Annotated in this window: 17 protein-coding genes and 1 other annotated feature; of the genes, 6 read left to right on the top strand and 11 right to left on the bottom strand. The window is 46.5% G+C overall.

Going from position 1 to position 18,141, the window contains the following annotated elements; all coding sequences use genetic code 11:
* Positions 1 to 4: 4 nt before the first annotated feature.
* Both AF333_RS05315 and yjeH read right to left on the bottom strand, forming a co-directional pair.
* Positions 5 to 2,365, bottom strand: a complete 2,361-nt coding sequence (locus tag AF333_RS05315; RefSeq protein ID WP_043063174.1) for an endonuclease MutS2 — start codon at positions 2,363 to 2,365, stop codon at positions 5 to 7.
* A 142-nt stretch (positions 2,366 to 2,507) separates the two neighbouring features.
* A complete protein-coding gene (gene yjeH / locus AF333_RS05310; protein ID WP_043063175.1) occupies positions 2,508 to 3,791 on the bottom strand; it encodes an L-methionine/branched-chain amino acid transporter in 1,284 nt (427 codons plus the stop codon).
* A gap of 125 nt (positions 3,792 to 3,916) precedes the next feature.
* On the opposite strand from yjeH, the gene AF333_RS05305 reads away from it, so the two are divergent.
* Positions 3,917 to 4,828 carry a LysR family transcriptional regulator gene (locus AF333_RS05305; RefSeq protein ID WP_043063176.1) on the top strand — a complete coding sequence of 304 codons (912 nt, stop codon included), beginning with the start codon at positions 3,917 to 3,919 and terminating at the stop codon, positions 4,826 to 4,828.
* On the opposite strand, the gene AF333_RS05300 is transcribed toward AF333_RS05305, so the two are convergent.
* Positions 4,825 to 5,808 carry a GNAT family N-acetyltransferase gene (locus AF333_RS05300; RefSeq protein WP_043063177.1) on the bottom strand — a complete coding sequence of 328 codons (984 nt, stop codon included), beginning with the start codon at positions 5,806 to 5,808 and terminating at the stop codon, positions 4,825 to 4,827. The two genes, AF333_RS05305 and AF333_RS05300, sit on opposite strands and share 4 nt — an antisense overlap.
* A 131-nt stretch (positions 5,809 to 5,939) precedes the next feature.
* Here AF333_RS05300 and AF333_RS05295 point away from each other — a divergent pair, with 131 nt between their 5' ends.
* Complete coding sequence (locus tag AF333_RS05295; RefSeq protein WP_043063178.1) at positions 5,940 to 6,449, top strand: PIG-L family deacetylase; 510 nt, start codon at positions 5,940 to 5,942, stop codon at positions 6,447 to 6,449.
* Positions 6,450 to 6,492: 43 nt separating this feature from the next.
* Here the strand turns inward: AF333_RS05295 and AF333_RS05290 are convergent, their stop codons facing one another.
* From AF333_RS05290 to pheS, 4 genes are all read right to left on the bottom strand, one after another.
* Entirely contained in the window at positions 6,493 to 7,065 is a 573-nt protein-coding gene (locus AF333_RS05290) for a CvpA family protein (RefSeq protein ID WP_043063179.1), read from the bottom strand.
* A gap of 8 nt (positions 7,066 to 7,073) precedes the next feature.
* On the bottom strand, positions 7,074 to 7,382 hold the full coding sequence (gene zapA, locus AF333_RS05285) for a cell division protein ZapA (protein WP_043063180.1): 309 nt from the start codon (positions 7,380 to 7,382) through the stop codon (positions 7,074 to 7,076).
* Between the two features lie 170 nt (positions 7,383 to 7,552).
* Positions 7,553 to 9,979 (bottom strand): phenylalanine--tRNA ligase subunit beta, encoded by a 2,427-nt coding sequence (pheT, locus tag AF333_RS05280; protein ID WP_043063181.1) that lies wholly within the window; start codon positions 9,977 to 9,979, stop codon positions 7,553 to 7,555.
* Positions 9,980 to 9,995: 16 nt separating this feature from the next.
* Positions 9,996 to 11,030 carry a phenylalanine--tRNA ligase subunit alpha gene (pheS, locus tag AF333_RS05275; protein WP_043063182.1) on the bottom strand — a complete coding sequence of 345 codons (1,035 nt, stop codon included), beginning with the start codon at positions 11,028 to 11,030 and terminating at the stop codon, positions 9,996 to 9,998.
* 50 nt (positions 11,031 to 11,080) lie between these two features.
* Positions 11,081 to 11,305, bottom strand: a binding site (T-box leader).
* 261 nt (positions 11,306 to 11,566) lie between these two features.
* On the opposite strand from pheS, the gene AF333_RS05265 reads away from it, so the two are divergent.
* Positions 11,567 to 12,295, top strand: coding sequence for a DUF2225 domain-containing protein (locus AF333_RS05265; protein ID WP_043063184.1), 729 nt, complete (start codon positions 11,567 to 11,569; stop codon positions 12,293 to 12,295).
* A 10-nt stretch (positions 12,296 to 12,305) separates the two neighbouring features.
* Here the strand turns inward: AF333_RS05265 and AF333_RS05260 are convergent, their stop codons facing one another.
* Positions 12,306 to 13,097, bottom strand: coding sequence for a TrmH family RNA methyltransferase (locus tag AF333_RS05260; RefSeq protein ID WP_043063185.1), 792 nt, complete (start codon positions 13,095 to 13,097; stop codon positions 12,306 to 12,308).
* A 31-nt stretch (positions 13,098 to 13,128) separates the two neighbouring features.
* Complete coding sequence (locus tag AF333_RS05255) at positions 13,129 to 13,785, bottom strand: potassium channel family protein (RefSeq protein ID WP_043063186.1); 657 nt, start codon at positions 13,783 to 13,785, stop codon at positions 13,129 to 13,131.
* A 138-nt stretch (positions 13,786 to 13,923) separates the two neighbouring features.
* Here AF333_RS05255 and sspI point away from each other — a divergent pair, with 138 nt between their 5' ends.
* Positions 13,924 to 14,139 (top strand): small acid-soluble spore protein SspI, encoded by a 216-nt coding sequence (gene sspI, locus AF333_RS05250; RefSeq protein ID WP_043063187.1) that lies wholly within the window; start codon positions 13,924 to 13,926, stop codon positions 14,137 to 14,139.
* 77 nt (positions 14,140 to 14,216) lie between these two features.
* Here sspI and AF333_RS05245 read toward each other — a convergent pair whose 3' ends face one another.
* On the bottom strand, positions 14,217 to 15,302 hold the full coding sequence (locus tag AF333_RS05245) for a M42 family metallopeptidase (protein WP_043063188.1): 1,086 nt from the start codon (positions 15,300 to 15,302) through the stop codon (positions 14,217 to 14,219).
* Positions 15,303 to 15,408: 106 nt separating this feature from the next.
* On the opposite strand from AF333_RS05245, the gene AF333_RS33470 reads away from it, so the two are divergent.
* Positions 15,409 to 15,786, top strand: coding sequence for a DUF2512 family protein (locus AF333_RS33470; RefSeq protein ID WP_043063189.1), 378 nt, complete (start codon positions 15,409 to 15,411; stop codon positions 15,784 to 15,786).
* A gap of 197 nt (positions 15,787 to 15,983) precedes the next feature.
* Positions 15,984 to 16,190: a DUF378 domain-containing protein gene (locus tag AF333_RS05235; RefSeq protein ID WP_043063190.1), complete on the top strand. Its 207-nt coding sequence runs from the start codon at positions 15,984 to 15,986 to the stop codon at positions 16,188 to 16,190.
* 72 nt (positions 16,191 to 16,262) lie between these two features.
* Here AF333_RS05235 and AF333_RS05230 read toward each other — a convergent pair whose 3' ends face one another.
* Entirely contained in the window at positions 16,263 to 18,029 is a 1,767-nt protein-coding gene (locus AF333_RS05230; RefSeq protein ID WP_043063191.1) for a B12-binding domain-containing radical SAM protein, read from the bottom strand.
* Positions 18,030 to 18,141 lie beyond the last annotated feature (112 nt).

Here is an 18,141-nt window from a genome sequence, read left to right as displayed (position 1 = left end):
ATGCTTATTTTAATTCCACGATGGTGGCACCCAATCCGCCTTCGCCCTGACCGCCCCAACGGAACGATTTGACCAGACGATGGCCGCGCAAATATTTCTGAATGCCAAGGCCAAGTGCGCCGGTTCCTTTTCCGTGAATAACCGAGACCTGATTCAATCCGTCGAGAAGTGCTTCATCAAGATATTTGTCAATTTGGATAATAGCATCCTCTACCGTATTGCCGCGCACATCCAGCTCTATACGCACCGGATCACGCGTCGAACGGATTTTGGTAATATTCTGTGTTACCTGCGGTTTGGCTGCCTTCAGCTTCTCCAAGTTATCCGCTTTCACATTCATCTTAACGATACCAATTTGGACTTGGAATTCTTTATCGCTGACCCTTCCTACAATCTCGCCTTTCTGGTTAAATGATAGCACCCGCACCTCGTCTCCTACCTCAAGCGGCTGCTGATTCAATGGTACATTACTTTTCTTCGGTTTTTTCTTTTTGCGTAAGGAAGGAGTTGCCTCTTCCAGGCGCTTGCGGGCTTCGATTAGTTTGTGGTCCTTAATGCCAGCACGCTCTTCCCTGGCAATTTGCCGAAGATCGGCAATAATCATCTCTGCTTCCTTCCGCGCTTTTTCCACAGCCGTACGCGCTTCTTCTTCCGCCTGCTGGTATAGCCTATCTTTTCTTTCATCCAGGCCAGACAGCTCACTTTCCAGCTCCCGGCGTGTCTGCTCCAGCTCTCCTCGTAAACGCTCGACTTCACGGCGTTCTGTCTCTGCTTTGCGCTGGTTTTCCTCAAGCGACGCAATCATCGTGTCAATTTCGGATTCCTCAGTTTTAACGAAGTTACGCGCCTGATCCAGAACTTTCTCCGGCAGCCCCAGCCGCGCCGCGATAGCAAATGCATTTGAGCGACCGGGAATACCGACCAGTAAGCGGTACGTCGGGCGCAAAGTAACCTCATCGAATTCTACACTTGCGTTAATCATGCGAGAACGCTCATAGGCATACGCCTTCAATTCACTATAGTGAGTCGTTGCGATGAGACGGGCACCACGCTCATGTACGTAATCGATAATCGACATCGCAAGAGCCGCTCCTTCGGTCGGGTCGGTCCCCGCTCCTAATTCATCAAACAGGATGAGGCTGCGATGATTCACATGCTGAAGAATGTTAGAAATGTTAGTCATATGACTGGAGAATGTACTTAGGCTCTGTTCGATGCTCTGTTCATCGCCAATATCGGCGTAGATGCTTTCAAAAATAGTCATCTCCGAGCCATCCTCGGCCGGAATATGCAGGCCTGACATCGCCATAAGCGAGAAAAGTCCAACTGTTTTTAACGAGACGGTTTTCCCGCCAGTGTTTGGTCCAGTCACGACAATCGCTGTATATTCCTTGCCAAGCTCTACATCGATCGGCACAACCTGGGCCGCAGGAATTAACGGATGACGACCTTTTTTAATACGAAGATAGCCGTCATTATTGATAGCGGGTTGTGTAGCTTTCAATGCATGCGCATATGCTGCCTTGGCAAAAATGAAGTCGGCCTCTGCCAGACAAGCTACATTGTGAAGCAATACATCTACGACTTCTGCCACCTGAGCTGTAAGCGCATGTAAGATTTTCTCTACTTCCCTTTCTTCCTTCAGCTTCAATTCGCGCAAGTCATTACTAATATTCACCACAACCTGCGGCTCGATGAACAGCGTAGCGCCAGATGCCGACTGATCATGGACAATGCCTCCAAACACATGACGGTATTCTTGTTTAACAGGAATAACAAACCTGTCGTTACGAATGGTAACAATCGGGTCCTGTAGCATTTTCTGTGTATTGCTGTTACGAGTCATTTGCTCAAGCCGTTCGCGGACACGCTTCTCGGCTCCGCGAATCTGGCTGCGTATCTGTGAAAGCGTAGAGCTCGCCGAATCGACCACTACCCCATTCTCGTCAATTGCACGGTTCACCTCGTTCTCCAAACCTTGCAGCCGCTCAACCTGCCCCAGTAGTTCTTCGAGTAAAGGAAGGGAGGTCTGTTCAACAAGGGAAGCGATGAATGTTTTCAATCGGCCCCCTCCATATAGGGTAGAAGCGATGTCCAACAGCTCCGTCGGATTCAGCATGCCACCCATGCTCGCCCGCTTACACGCCGGGCGAATATCCCGAATGCCACCCAGCGGTGCGCTACCGCGTAATCTAAGTACGGTACTTCCTTCATAGGTAGCTTGTTGACGGCGCTGCACCTCCTCATATTCTGTGGAAGGAGTAAGTGCTTCTATTTTTTCTCTTCCTAGCGAGGAAGAGGCATATGCTGAAAGCTGTTCGATTACTTTATTGAATTCAAGCGTTATAAACGTGCGTGCTTCCAAGAAAAATCTCCTCTCTGTGCATATACTCTAACTTGATAAATACATATTCTTTCGTGGGCTCAATGTCAGACATAATATATATGGCCCTTTGCTATTATACCATCTCAAGCAAGCAGAGGAGAATTCCCGTCATGCACCTGTGCTATGACTTTATCAGCATACTTTCCGCTTCAGTGTTCTTTCCGTACCGCTGTATAAGAAAGTAGACAAAGGCAATGACCAGCGGATACAGCACAGACCATCCGACAAATGGAAAAATCAACAATGTAAGAAAAAAGGAAACCCGGCTAATAGCCATTCCTAATCTGCTTTCCCTTAAAAGCCGAATACCTGCCGCACAACCGCCCAGATACGTTAAAATAAAGGTTGCGTTCGGCAATTGAATCAAGGTAGTAAGCGAAACAATGCCTGTGCCATATAACACAAGAATGAATGCAAAGCATGCCGTAAGAAAGGCAAGTCCCCCCACGGGTGTTCCGTATCGTTTGGAGACTCTACTCAATACCTGTGGTGCCCTTCCTTCATTCGCAAGAGAGTAGGCCAATCGAGAAGCCGCACCGACATATGCAATGATGGTCGCTGTACAAATAAAAAGGCCCGTGACCCCAATCGCCAGCGCTCCACCTGAACCGAGTAGACGTTCCACCACCAGCACAAGCGAAGCTGTCGAAGTAGACGCTCCGTAGCTATGCGTACCGACCGTAGCCAGCGCAGTCAGAAAATATAGCATACCTACCACCACTGCTGCAATGACTACGCCTTTGATCGCTTCGCGCTGCGGGTCAACAAATTCTTCCGACATATGAGAGACAGCCTCCCAGCCGATAAAGCACCAGAAAAGAATTGCAGTTGCCTGCCCTACACTTAGCCAGCCATGCGGCAGAAATGGTGTAAAATTCACCGCCTGAATATCGGGTATTGCCCCTACTCCTGCAAGTATAAGCACCAAGAGAATCGCCAGCACGACCGCGACCTGGATTTTTCCTGCCACTTTCATACCGAAATAGTTAATAAACAAACTTACAGCAAGCATGAGCGCAGCAATACCTACTTTTGCCTCTTCCCCAAGTCCAAACGCGACTGTCATATAGCCAGCACCTGTTAATGCGGCTACCGGAGCCCCGATCGGTACCGACATAAGAAAAAACCAACCAATCAATCCTCCGGCTCCTGCATTAAACGCTCGTGATACGAAATATGCGACTCCACCCGCGTTCGGAAACCGGGCGGAAAGAAGACCCATTACAAGTGCCATTGGAAGAACAAGCAATGTCATTAGACCCCAGGCCAGCAGTGAAGCCGGCCCTGCAATTTCCGCCGCAAGCCCGGGCACAAGCAGCACACCGGAACCGAGCACAGCTCCTATATAGAGTGCGACTGCCTGCGGCAGGCCGATTGACTTTTTTATGTTTCCCTTTGCTTCCATCTCTCCAAATCCCCTTTTACAATATTCTTCTTGCGTTTGATTTGATCGTAGCAGATAATATTTTCATCAGTAAAACGGATAGAAGTGATAGAAACCATCATAAAATCCGATAGGAGGTGAAAGGAATGGAACTACGACATCTTTACACGTTTAAGGTTGTAGCAGAGGTTAAAGGCTTTACAAAGGCGGCAGAAACTCTCTCCTACGCTCAATCCAGCGTAACCGCACAGATTCAAGCGCTAGAGGAAGAGTTGGGAACGAAGCTATTTGACCGCCTGGGCAAAAAAGTAATTCTGACCGCAGCTGGTGAAAAATTGTTGCCATATGCCCTGCGAATGTTTGAATTGCACGATGCTGCTATCCAGGAACTTACCATGGACAATATTCCGGCTGGAACAATCACCATCGGTGCACCCGAATCGCTTGCGGCTTTCCGCTTGCCGGCAATTATTCGCGAATATACTCGTCGATATCCACATGTAAAAATTATCCTCCGGCCTGGCGTATGCTGGGAATTGCGCAGCTTTGCACGCAGTGGGGAGCTAGATGTGGTATTTCTTCTAGAACCGGAAACTCAAGAACATGATTTGCATATCGAAACACTTGTTATGGAGAAAATGGCGATTATCGCTCCGCCAGACCATCCGCTTGCCCTGCTTCCTGCCATCACAGCGGCAGATATACAGGAAGAAACAATGCTTCATACCGAACCCGGGTGCAGCTACCGTACTTTATTTGAGAAATATCTGAGCAGCTTTGGGGTCTTCCCCGGTACAGATTTAGAATTCTGGAGCATCGAAGCAATTAAAAACTGCGTCATGTCCGGTCTCGGACTCTCCTTTCTTCCTCTCATCACAGTAGAAAAAGAAATTGCGGAAGGCAAACTCCGGGCATTACAGTGGAATGACGAACCGTGCCGTGTCGCTACCCAGATGGCGTATCATAAAAAAAAGTGGCTTTCACCTGCTTTGCAGGAATTCCTCAAACTGGTGGAACAGCATGCCCAAACCTGGAATGAAAAAAGCCGTCAAGTTTAGAACTTGTCGGCTTCCCAGAACAGAAAATTTTCAGGTGTAAAATAAGGCTCTATTCCACCTAATTTTTGTGATAATGACGCATGGTTCACTGCCCGCCACATCGCTTCCTCCTTATATGAAGTCCGTGCCCCAAATACTTTGAGCTGTTGAAACGTATCAGAGCCTTCAGGCAGCTTAAATTTCATTTTCTCTGCTTCGGGATGACGGGCATATATCTCCTGAACGAGTACAGATACTGCATCCTTCCCATCTATACTATGGCATAGCTCCTGAATGAATATGGCACTGTTTTCTACGCTATACAAAACATAAGCGACAGTTCGACCGTTTCGTTTAGCAATCAGGCAAGAGAGCGCTTTTTCTATCTGGCCACCTATCCCTCTTCTCCAATATTCTTCATGGCGAATGCGGGCTCCTGCATATTGTTGGCTATACGTTTCATATATAGTGCGCATCGCCCTTATATCATCGAAAGAGAACGGCACAATCTGCCATTCCTCGTCTTCAATTTTGAGCCTGCTCCCTTCCTCCTTTCTTATCGTATGCTCTGCTTCCCGGACGATTTTCCATCCCATCTTTTCGTAAAACCCCGGAATACCTGTAAAAAGAAAGGAAATATCATACTCTTGTTCCTTCATCCAGTCAAGCTGACGAAGCAGAATTCGATGTGTCAATCCACGCCCTCTGTACTCCGGATGGGTTGCTACATTACCAATGCCTCCCACCGCAAGCTCAATCCCCTTGTACCACATGCAGAAAGGGAAAATTTGCACGGCTGCGGCCACCTTTCCCTCTACGGTCGCTATCCAGGTTGTCTGGGACTCATATTCAGTTTCTGCCTTCAGCCGCCCCACGAAAAAACTCAACTCTTCTGGAAATGCTGCCGTCCATACATCATATACTTCGTTCAATTCATTGCGGTTTTCAAGGTGTCTGATGTCGATACGTTCCAAGCCTTTATCCTCCATTTCATTTCTCATTATTTTTACTCATACGCCTTCTACCTCAACCTGACACCAGATAATCATGCTTGTTTGTTCTTTCTCACAAAGGGGGTAAGGAATATCAACACCACACTACGACATTATGTAATAAAAGGAGTTTGATCGGAATGGAAATCAACAAGCTTATGGTTGTAGCTCATCCAGATGACGAGACGATGTTTGGCGGAGACGAACTGATACAGGAAGAAGGTTGGAAGGTCATCTGCATCACAGACGGTGATAATCCTGTCCGCTCCAAGGAATTTGCCCGAGCGATGGAAGCATTTAACGCCGAATATGAGATCTGGTCCTACAAAGATGCCTGGACAGAGCATGTCAACCGTCCCAACCTGGAGCAGGACCTCCTACGGGCACTTGGTGAACGCTCCTACAAAAAAATTGTTACTCACAATCTGCAGGGAGAATACGGGCACCCTGAACATAAAGCCGTATCAGAAGTCATGCATAACTTGGTCAAGGAGCATCTATACGTATTTGATATAACAGTGGATGAAGTGCTTGAAATGCATATTCTACGCAAAAAGCTGGAAATCAGCGAGATATACAAGAGTCAATTGCACGCATTCGAGCAACTCAGTAAATATTGGATAAAGGCACGCTCCGTGAAAGTAAAATAAAGAGTCGCCACGTCTATTGCGTGGCGACTCTTCAAATTATCCACTATAACGAATTAGAATTTCCATTCGTAGGCGATAACGGATTTTCTATCATTTCTTTTACCCATTGAAGTAACTCAGAGGAATACGTAGTAGAATATGAAGCAAAGAACGATTCATTAAGTGTTTTCTCCATCGCTGCTATAGGCAGCAGCGATGCAACAGCCAGAATCAAAAATAAAATCAGCCCATTCTTCACCACACTGATTAATGCACCCGCAATTCGATTCACAATCGACAATCCGGGCAGCTTTGTAACACCGTCCAAAAATCCACCCACCAGACGAACCGCAAGACCTGCAGCAAAAGCCAGCAAAACAAACGCAGCAATATTATACAGCGCCTGCTGCATAAACGGAAATCCTGCGACAGCCCCAAACGATCCACTCGTCTCCGTACTGGATATCGGAATCCATTCTGCAAGCGTAGCCGCTACCGGGCGGTAATACATAAACGCTACCACAAACGAAACGATAAAGCTGGCGACACGCACCAATTGCGCGACCAGTCCCGTTCTGTATCCTCGCCATACGCTTACTGCTAATAATATAAGAACGATAATATCAAGAATATTCATGTTGCCCCTTACTCCTTATCTGTTCCGCTTCCTTCTTCCATCTCTTCTTCTTCCGCTTCTTGTGCAGTTTCCTCCAATAGCTTAATCAGTTCTTCATATTCCATACGCAACCGAAAGTATTCATCAGCCATGTTCAATGCGGCAAGCACCGCCAATTTATTCGTATCCAGACGGGGATTCGCCGCAGCAATCTGGCGCATTTTATCGTCCACATACCCGGCGATCATACGCATATGAGAAGAACTGCTATCCCCTTTCATGGTATAGTACTGTCCATATATTTCAACGACAACTCGTTCTTTGTTCTGTCCTGACACACTACGTCCTCCTCACGTCCTTGTACATAACTATATTCTACACAATACCACAAATAAAGAAAGCAGTGAAAATGAAAAGGCAACACAAATCCAAAGACATAAGAAAAACCCACTTATCCATAGAAAAAAGGAGGAGACGCATTCAAGCATCCCCTCCTTTCTATACGCGATCAGCCACGCAGTTCGGCTCCGCACTCGGCGGCCAGCGTTTCCACAACTTTACTGTGGGCTGCTTGTACTTCTTCATCAGTTAGCGTACGTTCCGGATCACGGTATGTGCAAGATAAGGCAACACTCTTCTTATTCTCACCTAGCCTATCATCCACATATACGTCGAAAATCCGTACTGATTCCAGCCACTCTCCCGCGGAAGTTTCGATAACCTTCTGTAGATCTCCCGCACTTATTCCCCGGTCGACTACAACTGCAATATCACGACTAATAGCCGGATATTTCGGCAGCGGAATCATGCCTTGATGCATCGTTGCCAATTCAATCAGCAGATCAGCATCCAATTGGAATACATACGTCTCATCTACATCGTATTTTTGCTGGGTAGCCGGATGAACTTGCCCTACATAACCGGCTCCTTTTCCCTGCAATATAACTTGTGCCGTCCTTCCAGGATGCATCCCTTTAATGTCTTTAGCCGGACGGTATTCAATACCGGTAATACCCAGACGGTTCAATAATACATCGAGAATACCTTTCACTAAATAGAAGTCCACCGGCTCGGCTTTTTGCTGCCAATGTGGTCCCACCCAGTTGCCGGTCAACAGACCGCCAAGCGTCAGATGCTCTTCCGGCAGCTTACTTAATGTCTCCTCATCGCTTAAGAACACCTTGCCTATCTCAAACAAAGCAAGATCACGCTCTTTACGGTTATTGTTATACGCGGCGGTTTCAAGCAGATGAGGCAATAGATTTACCCTAAGCACGCTTCGCTCTTCGCTCATTGGCATCGCCAACGGAATTGGCTTTGTTTCCCGGTATACCGTAGCGAGGTCGTGGGCGATATCAGGGTGCGTGAATGAGTAGGCGCTCACCTCATCCAATCCCGCTCCATTCAGCACCTGGCGAATCGTCCGGCGCAGCATTTGCTCACGAGTAAGCATTCCCTGTGTATTATCGCCATATGGCATAGTCGTTGGAATATGATCGTAGCCGTAAAGACGGGCTACTTCCTCGATTACATCCACTTCACGTGTAATATCCTGACGGCGCGTTGGCACAGTCACCTTCAATGTTTCACCCTCTGTCACGTAAGTGAACTTTAACCGTTCTAGAATGGTCGTCGCGTCTTTAAGCTGCAAGTCTGTACCAAGCAAGCCATTCAGGCGAGAAAGATGAAGATCGACTTGTTTTTCTTTCGGAATGGAAAGCGCTTGATCGGCTTTGCCTTGCGATACCTGACCATTCGCTAGCTCTGCTATTAATGCCGCTGCGCGGTCAAGCGCCTGTTCCACAGCTTGCGGATTTACTTCTTTTTCAAACCGCAGACTCGCTTCGGAACGCAGTCCCAGCTTTCGTGCCGTTTTGCGGATGGACGAACCGGCAAAGTGCGCCGATTCTAGAAGAATTGTATCGGTCGCCCCCGTTACTTCGGAGTTAGCGCCGCCCATTACTCCTGCAACACCGATCGCTTTGGTGCCGTCTGTAATGAGTAGCATCTCTTCATCTAGCGTACGTTCCGCATCATCTAGCGTTACTATTGTTTCACCGGATTTAGCAAGACGCACAACAATGTGCCCATTATCTACTTTGGCGTAATCGAATGCATGTAACGGTTGCCCAGTCTCAAGCATGACATAATTCGTAATGTCGACTACATTATTTATTGGACGTACACCCGCTGCCATCAGACGATTCTGCATCCAAAGCGGCGAAGGTGCAAGCTTTATACCTGAAATCATGCGCGCCATATAGCGGTGGCAATGCTCTGGTGCTTCAATATTTACCTCCACTTTTCCTTCGATAGATGGCCCGTTCTCCGGCACGTTTCCTTCTGGTAATTTTACATCTCTGTCCAGAATCGCGGCCACTTCATATGCCACACCCATCATGCTTAGACAATCTGAACGATTTGGTGTTAACCCTAGTTCGAGTACAACATCATCAAGGCCAAGTATCGGCTGAATCGGTTGGCCTACCTCCAAGTCTTCCGGCAGTACGAGGATGCCCTCCTGAATTTCTTTCGGCATCAGCTTGTCATTAATCCCCAGTTCTTTCGCTGAGCAAATCATTCCATTAGATGCTACGCCACGTAGCTTCGCTTTTTTGATTTTGAAATCACCTGGAAGCTTGGCTCCGACGACCGCCACAGGTACTTTTTGTCCGGCTTCAACATTTTTTGCTCCACAGACAATCTGCAGCAACTCTTCGCCGCCAACATCCACCTGACATACATTCAACTTGTCGGCATCCGGGTGCTTCTCTTTCTTCGTTACATACCCTACGACAACGTCAGTAACACCTTTATTCAAATGTTCTACCGCATCGACTTCCACGCCGCTACGCGTTAGCTTCTCCGCGAGCTCTTCCGGAGTAATGCCGGATACGTCCACATATTGCGCCAACCAATTATATGAAACTTTCATTGTCTTCCATCCTCCTTTATACCCGGTTAAACTGCTTTAGGAAACGCACATCATTCATGTAGAAATGTCGGATATCATCAATGCCGTACTTCAACATGGCAATTCGATCGATCCCCATTCCAAATGCAAATCCTGTATACTTCTCCGGATCATACCCTGCCATCTCCAACACACGCGGATGCACCATACCTGAGCCCAGAATTTCGAGCCAGCCTGTATGCTTGCACACCCGACAGCCTTTGCCCCCACACATACTACAGGATACGTCAACTTCTGCACTCGGCTCAGTGAATGGGAAAAAGCTTGGGCGCAGACGAATTTCCGTACCTTCCCCGAACATTTGACGGGCAAAATTCAACAGTACACCTTTCAAATCGCTCATGCGTATATTCTCGCCTACCATCAAGCCCTCTACTTGGTTAAAAACATGAGAGTGAGTGGCATCGTCATTATCACGGCGATACACGCGGCCCGGACAAATAACTTTTACCGGCACTTCCCCTTTCATCTTCTCCATTGTACGTACTTGTACAGGTGACGTATGGGTACGAAGTAGAATATCTTCCGTTATATAGAATGAATCCTGCATATCACGGGCCGGATGATTCTTTGGCAAATTCAACGTTTCGAAATTATAATAATCTGTCTCAATTTCCGGTCCTTCCGCCACCGTGAAACCCATACCTAAGAAAATATCTTCAATCTGTTCTGTCACCAATGTAAGCGGATGGCGATTTCCTATATGCACCGAGCGACCCGGCAGCGTTACATCGATCGACTCACTTGCTAGCTTGGCTTCGATTTCCGCACGCTCAGCGGCTTCTTTCTTCTCTTCGAGCTTACTTTCGATTGCTGAACGTACTTCATTGCCCAGCTGTCCGATAACCGGGCGCTCTTCCGCGGACAACTTGCCCATGCCACGCAGAATTTCGGTCAGAAGACCTTTTTTGCCAAGATATTTTACGCGCAGCTCCTGTACTTCTGCAGTCTGCCCGATTTGCTCCAATTCTTCAAGCGCTTCCGCTTTCAATGCTTCCAATCTTTCGCGCACTGTATAAACCTCCTTTAACTTTCTAAAAAAATAAAAAGACCTCCCACCCGGTAAGGGGCGAGAGGTCGCGGTACCACCCTTGTTCGAGAGCGGACGAACCCACCCTCATCTTGCTCATTGATAACGGAAATAATTCCGGTGCCCCTTACTGTAACGTTCAGGGGTCGGCTCAGGAGTGAATTCGGCGGAAAAACCGTCTCAAGAATGCTTTCAGTCACGGCATTCTCTCCCTGGGAGCGTTCATTCCACGTACTTGTCTCCGTCCATGCCTTTTTACTATGCATATGGTATCACTTTATTTAAGTCATATCATTTAAAAATAAATTATATAGTATATGTAAAAAATATGCAAGCGTATAAAAATTTATCCCTGTCCAACGGGCAGCTAACCATGAGCTAAGGATGAAGAAAACATTTGCTGATGGAAGTTTTACTTTATCCTTATGCATTTTTTCCTATCTTTGCAATGAATTATAACCTATACTAACGATAGGTCAATTTTACTTAATCCCTAAATACTACAAAAGGAGAAGCGCATGAGTCGATTAGATACCATCCTCTATGATAAGAAGTTCATCTGTGCCCATTGCGAACATCACTTTACAAGTAAAAAAACGCGATTGCGCCGAAGCCACCCATTTAAGCGCGATCCTGATTTTTGCGAACATTATGACGATCAATCCGAAAATCCCATCCTCTATCATATTGTCGTCTGTCCCCTCTGTGGCTATTCCTTTAACAATCAATTCCGCAAGGAAGTACCGCCACAGCTTCAGCAACTCACCGAAGAAAAAATCACGGCTAACTGGACACAAAAAGACTATACCGGCATCCGTACGATCCCGGAAGCAGTTGCCACCTATAAATTAGCAATTTTCGCAGCCAGTATTCGCCGGGAGCCGCACTGCGTTATGGCTGGTCTATGCTTGCGCCTTGCCTGGCTGTATCGTTATCAGAAAAAAGAGCCGGAAGAACGCAGATTTCTTACGCTTGCACTGGGTGAATATGAAGCGTCTTACCAGGAAGGGGACTATATGCGTGCTGGCATGTCCGAAATCAAACTGATTTACCTTATCGGCGAGCTACACCGGCAGCTTGGCGACTACAATCAAGCACTTCGCTTCTTTTCTAAAGTCATCGAACATCCGCTAAAAGTAAATGAGCCACAGATGGTTCGTGCAGCCCGCGATCAATGGCAGAACATGCGCCAGGATATGAAGAACCAACAGGGAAAAGCGAATAAAAATCAGCCAGACGTTACATAAGGCAGCGGACTTATTTTATCCGCTGCCTTATTGCCTCATACATTAAGACCGACCCTGCAATTGCCGCATTCAGCGATTCGGCGCGACCATGAATCGGAATGATGACATTCTGATCGGTAAGCGCCAGCACATCATCGGAAATTCCGCTGCCTTCATTTCCGATAACGAGCGCGACCGAACCCGCATACATAACGTCCGTATATGCCTTCGACTCCTTAAGACTGGTTCCAATCACACGCAATCCGGGATGCTCGTCTTTCACCCGATGAATAAAATCGACAACATTCTCACGCCAAATCGGCAGGTGAAAGAGCGAACCCATTGTCGAACGGATGGTTTTGCTATTATATAAGTCCGCGCTGCCTTCTCCAATGACTACGCCATCAAATCCAGCCGCATCTGCCGTACGAATGAGCGTGCCGACATTGCCGGGATCTTGAAGCTTATCTAATACAAGCAACAGACAGTCATCCGGGAGCGCATCCGGCAAGGTAGTGCGCATCTTCGCTATAGCCAGCATGCCCTGAGGCGTTTTTGTTTCCGACACTTTTTCCAGCACAGGACGCGTTACCCAGAGCAACTCCATATTTTGATGCGTCTGCTGATAAGCTTTCAGCCATTCAGGTAATACTGTATCTTCTTCCACCAAAATTGCTTCTAGCGGAACGTCTGACCGACACGCTTCCTCTACAAGATGCATACCTTCTAACAGAAAACACCCCGTGCTTTCACGTTCTTTTCGGACATGCAGTTTAGCCCACTGCTTTATGCGCGGATTTTGTACAGATGTAATCCTTTCCATTACTATGCTCCTAACCTGTATATTCCGTCATTCAGGACTCTTCCTCAAATTTTTTCAAATCATCATTATGTCCAATTACGACAAGAATATCGCCCTCTTGAATCGTATCCGTGGCGCTTGGTGCAATATTGAATGAATTGCCACTCTTAATAGCCATAACGTTGACTCCGAAACGGGCACGTACATCCAGCTCAGTCAGACTCTTACCGTCCATTGCCTCTGAAGCCGCCACCTCAGCGATACTATACTCTTCAGCCAATTCGACAAAGTCCAATACATTAGGCGAGATAAGATTATGGGCAACACGCAATCCCATATCACGCTCCGGAAATACGACGCGGTCCGCACCTACCTTATACAGTACCTGGCCATGCCTCTCGTTCTGCGCTTTGGCAACAATCATTTTTACGCCTAATTCCTTCAAGATAAGCGTTGTTAGAATGCTGGCTTGAATATCCGCTCCTATCGCTACGACGACGACATCGAAGTTACGGATTCCTACCTCTCTCAGCGCCTGTTCATCCGTCGAGTCAGCCTGTACGGCATGCGTAGCAATATTAATATGATCTTGGATACGTTCTTCGTTCTCGTCCATAACCATGACATCATAGCCCATGCTATAGAGCGCCTGCGCCACGCTGGCGCCGAATCGGCCCATGCCGATAATTGCGTATGATTGACTGCCCATGCTCCCCACCCCTTTGTGAATTCGTTTTTTATTATACCACTCCCTGTTGATTCTTTTCGAGAGGGATGAAAATAAATCATTCCGGTGAAACTATGGTACGAAGCGATTTTGTTATTACTGCGAAGGAGCGTGAACACAGTGAACATTTCCAATCTGGATTTACGTGCGGCAATTATGCACAATATGCATGGCTCATCCAAAGATGATGTACGTCATACGATCGTAGATGCGATTACCAGCGGCGAAGAAAAAACCCTCCCCGGTCTGGGCGTATTATTCGAAATGGTCTGGCAGGAAGCTGACGAGCAGGAAAAGAACAAAATGGTAGACTGTATCCATCAGCATGTGCAGTAATTCCATTAGCAGAAAATACGAAGCAAGACGAAAAAACTCCCGAAAATTCATTTCCGGGAGTTTTTTCATGCAATTACTTAGTATTCGCCGCGTTTAATTTTAGCAACAGTATCTTCATCAAGCTTCTTGATGGTTTCCGTAATAAGTCTGACTGCATTATCTATATCGTCGCGGTGCAAAATAGCTGCATGGCTATGGATATAACGGGTAGCAATACCGATAACAATGGACGGTACACCTTTACCGTTCAGATGCATGCGTCCCGCGTCCGTACCTCCACGTGCCATCACATCGTATTGGAATGGAATCCCCATCTCTTCCGCTGTCTCCACCACTAGCTTACGCAAGCCTGGATGGCCGACCATCGATGCATCATACAGCAACACCTGCGGTCCTTCGCCGATTTTGGACATGGCATCTCCTTCTTTAACGCCTGGAGTATCCCCGGCGATGCCCACATCCACCGCGAAGGCAATATCCGGATTAACCGCAAATACAGACGTTTGTGCTCCGCGAAGACCTACTTCTTCCTGTACTGTTCCTACTCCATACACTGTGTTCGGATGACTTACATTCTGTAACTGTTCTAATGTCTGAATGGCCAGAGCAATGCCTACACGATTATCCCATGCCTTTGCCATCATAATTTTCGGGTTGGTCATTACCGTAAACGGACAAATTGGAACGACCGTATCACCAGGACGCACGCCATACTCTTCCGCTTGCTCCTTGCTGGAAGCACCGATGTCAATAAACATATCTTTGATCTCGACCGGCTTCTTACGTGCTTCTGGCGACAGAATATGCGGCGGAACAGAACCGATAACCCCTTCAATGACTCCGTTCCGGGTCTGAATAGAAACGCGCTGTGCCAGCATGACCTGCTCCCACCAACCGCCAAGCGGCTGAAACTTAAGGAACCCTTTATCGGTAATCATCGTTACCATGAAGCCTACTTCATCGAGGTGGCCCGCCACCATAATCTTTGGTCCTTTATCCCCCTTGCGTGCCAACAAACTACCCAAGTTGTCCGTTGTTACTTCATCCGCATAAGGCTCTATGTACTTGCGCATAACTTCGCGCACCTGGCGTTCATGTCCAGGTACACCGGGCGTTTCTGTGAGTTCTTTGTACATTTGCAGCGTTTTATCTTCCACAATCATACCTCCCGTTTGTTCTCTACAAGATATAGAATGCCAAGCTTTACCTTTCCTATTCCATATTATCGCATACTTTACGCACATACTAAAAGAGAAAGGAGCAGATAAAGTGGCAAAGCGTATCTTTCTTAACTTCCTATACAAAATCATTCTATTTCCCGGCGGATTGTACTTGCTATCGGTCGTTTTTCCGCAGCAGATAGCATTCGGTAGTGTTCAGCATTGGCTTTATGTAAGCCTTCTGCTGCTCATTATCGGTCTGGTTGCCGATGAGATCGTACTCGGCATGTTCGGCATTTATCGGGCAACCCTACAGGGAGCAGTAGCCATCGGAGCCATCCTTTATTTATCCGGATGGTTATTTATGGACAGCCATATTACGATTCTGGGCAGCATTTTATGCGGAATTATACTCGGAATTCTTGAATTTATTATGCACCGTTATGTTCGAACCGACCAAAAAAAGCGAAAGTTCCGCTCTACTTAACATTTGTATATACAAATAAAAAACGAAATAAGACTGTAGTCTATCCTTCTTTCCTTAGACAAGTATTGGAAATTAATTCTACAAATCATGAATAATTTTAAAGTTATCATGGTAGGTATGAATTATACAATGCTCTTATTTTACACTTTCTCTTTGTGAACATTCAGTGCTAAACTAATAAGGAAAGAGGGATTTGCATGAACACGTTACTGCGTATTGCACTCGTTCTGGTGATTATTGGAGCGATCAACTGGGGACTGGTAGGTTTTTTCCAATTCGATTTGGTAGCTGCGATTTTCGGAGGACAAGACGCAATTCTTTCCCGTATCGTATACGCACTGGTAGGTATAAGCGGCCTATATGCCATTACCACTTTCTTCACACCTGAAAAAGTGAAAATGTAAAACCATGCATGTAACAGAAAAAGACCTGTCGCATCTCCTTGATAGAGCGAGATGAGCAGGTCTTTTTTCTTCTTATGCAGAAACTCGCTGTAACGCTGACAATGGAATAAAATAAGCGTTCGGCCTGTCGCTCTCCTCCGGATTATAATAGACGAGCAACAACGTGTCTTCTCGCTTCATATCTCCCGTTGTCACGTATGACGCCAGATCGATTGGAAGGATTTCCAGCATTGTATGCTTGTGCAACTGCTTCTCGTCCAATCCGAGCGCCGCAAATTTTTCCCCGGCGATTTCCGGCTGTTGTGCCAGTACTTTTAGCAAACGGGACTGCTCCGCCTTCTCGATTTCATATGACCACCATACTTTGCGCGGTTTGTATTTATAGTTCATGAAATAATCATATTTCATCAAGGCTTCGATAATTGGCAGACGCTCTGTGCCCCTTTGTCTTAGAAACAAATGCAACCGTGTAAATAAATCCTCAAGCTGATGCCCAATACGGGACCATCCCCCAGCTTCCCAGAAGTCGCCGAACTCCTGGAAAAAGTCGAAGGCTGATGCGAATTCATGTTTCATTAGATACAACAACGTATGGTCCATACGGTGAGCGTTCCAATATTTCTCCAGCACATCTTCCACTCGCTTAATCCGGACGATATCACTGAATGGTAACACACCATTCTCCAGGATTTCATATGGTGCGTGGTCCATGTATTTATATTCGTATTTCTCTGCGCTAATACGCATGCCCGTACCACGCAGCATCTTCAGAAAACCAAGTTGTAATTCTTCAGGACGCAGCGCAAACACGTCGTTAAACGTCTTGCGAAACGACATGTAGTCTTCTTCCGGCAAGCCCGCAATCAAATCAAGATGCTGATCGATTTTACCGCTCTCCTTAACTTTTGTAACCGTCCGGGCCAACTTAGTAAAATTCTGTCTTCGCTTTACAATATCGTTTGTTGCATCATTGGTGGACTGTACGCCGATTTCAAAGCGGAAGATGCCCGGCGGTGCATATTCCGCCAAGTAATCAAGCACCTCGGGACGCATAATATCTGCTGTAATCTCAAATTGAAATACGCAACCTTGATGGTTGTCGATTAGAAACTGAAAAATCTCCAAAGCATAATCACGTTTAATGTTGAACGTACGGTCGACAAACTTGATGAGCTTCGCTCCGCTTTCAATCAAATGAAGCAAATCCCGCTTCGTACGTTCAATATCAAAGTACCTTACACCTACTTCGATACTTGAGAGACAAAACTGGCAAGAGAAGGGACAGCCACGGCTTGTTTCGAAGTATGTCACCCGATTGCCGAGGCTTTGCATATCTTCTTTAAAGTAGAAAGGAGAAGGAATCCGATTCAAATCTAGCTTAGGACGCGGTGGGTTGATAATCGTCTCTCCGTTCTTCCGGTATGCGACCCCATAGACAAAATGATATTTCTGTTCGCCCTCAATTTCTTTCAAAAGATGATGAAATGTCTCTTCTCCTTCACCAACTACAATAAAGTCAATATCGGATAGACGATTCATCCAATATTCTACATCATACGAAACTTCAGGCCCGCCGAGTACAACCTTGACCTCAGGCATTACCTTTTTCAACATGGAGATAATCTGGATTGTTTCTTCGATATTCCAGATATAACAAGAGAAGCCAATGACATCTGGTTTGCGCTGGAACAGATCAGACACTACATTCATAGCTGGATCTTTGATGGTGTATTCTGTAAGCTCCACCTTGAAATCATCTTGACAGAATGCTTTCAAATAGCGCAACGCCAGTGAGGTATGGATATATTTCGCGTTTAACGTCGTTACAAGTACATTCATGGAATACAATCCCTCATTTTAATTATAAACTTCTGTGTGATAGTATAGCATTTTTTTGCATCCTTTTTCTAATGAATCCGTATAGAAAGAGTAGATGGATACTTTTGCATGA

The organism is Aneurinibacillus migulanus, assembly GCF_001274715.1.
GTDB classification, from domain to species: domain Bacteria; phylum Bacillota; class Bacilli; order Aneurinibacillales; family Aneurinibacillaceae; genus Aneurinibacillus; species Aneurinibacillus migulanus.
The sequence above is the reverse complement of the archived record's forward strand: the minus strand, read 5'-3'. Positions and strand labels throughout refer to the sequence as shown.

Coding starts and splice junctions, on each gene's coding strand:
- yjeH (WP_043063175.1), bottom strand. CDS start 3,791: ATGGAAGCAAAGGGAAACATAAAAAAGTCAATCGGCCTGCCGCAGGCA.
- AF333_RS05305 (WP_043063176.1), top strand. CDS start 3,917: ATGGAACTACGACATCTTTACACGTTTAAGGTTGTAGCAGAGGTTAAA.
- AF333_RS05300 (WP_043063177.1), bottom strand. CDS start 5,808: ATGAGAAATGAAATGGAGGATAAAGGCTTGGAACGTATCGACATCAGA.
- AF333_RS05295 (WP_043063178.1), top strand. CDS start 5,940: ATGGAAATCAACAAGCTTATGGTTGTAGCTCATCCAGATGACGAGACG.
- AF333_RS05290 (WP_043063179.1), bottom strand. CDS start 7,065: ATGAATATTCTTGATATTATCGTTCTTATATTATTAGCAGTAAGCGTA.
- pheT (WP_043063181.1), bottom strand. CDS start 9,979: ATGAAAGTTTCATATAATTGGTTGGCGCAATATGTGGACGTATCCGGC.
- AF333_RS05265 (WP_043063184.1), top strand. CDS start 11,567: ATGAGTCGATTAGATACCATCCTCTATGATAAGAAGTTCATCTGTGCC.
- AF333_RS05260 (WP_043063185.1), bottom strand. CDS start 13,097: ATGGAAAGGATTACATCTGTACAAAATCCGCGCATAAAGCAGTGGGCT.
- AF333_RS05255 (WP_043063186.1), bottom strand. CDS start 13,785: ATGGGCAGTCAATCATACGCAATTATCGGCATGGGCCGATTCGGCGCC.
- AF333_RS05245 (WP_043063188.1), bottom strand. CDS start 15,302: ATGATTGTGGAAGATAAAACGCTGCAAATGTACAAAGAACTCACAGAA.
- AF333_RS05235 (WP_043063190.1), top strand. CDS start 15,984: ATGAACACGTTACTGCGTATTGCACTCGTTCTGGTGATTATTGGAGCG.
- AF333_RS05230 (WP_043063191.1), bottom strand. CDS start 18,029: ATGAATGTACTTGTAACGACGTTAAACGCGAAATATATCCATACCTCA.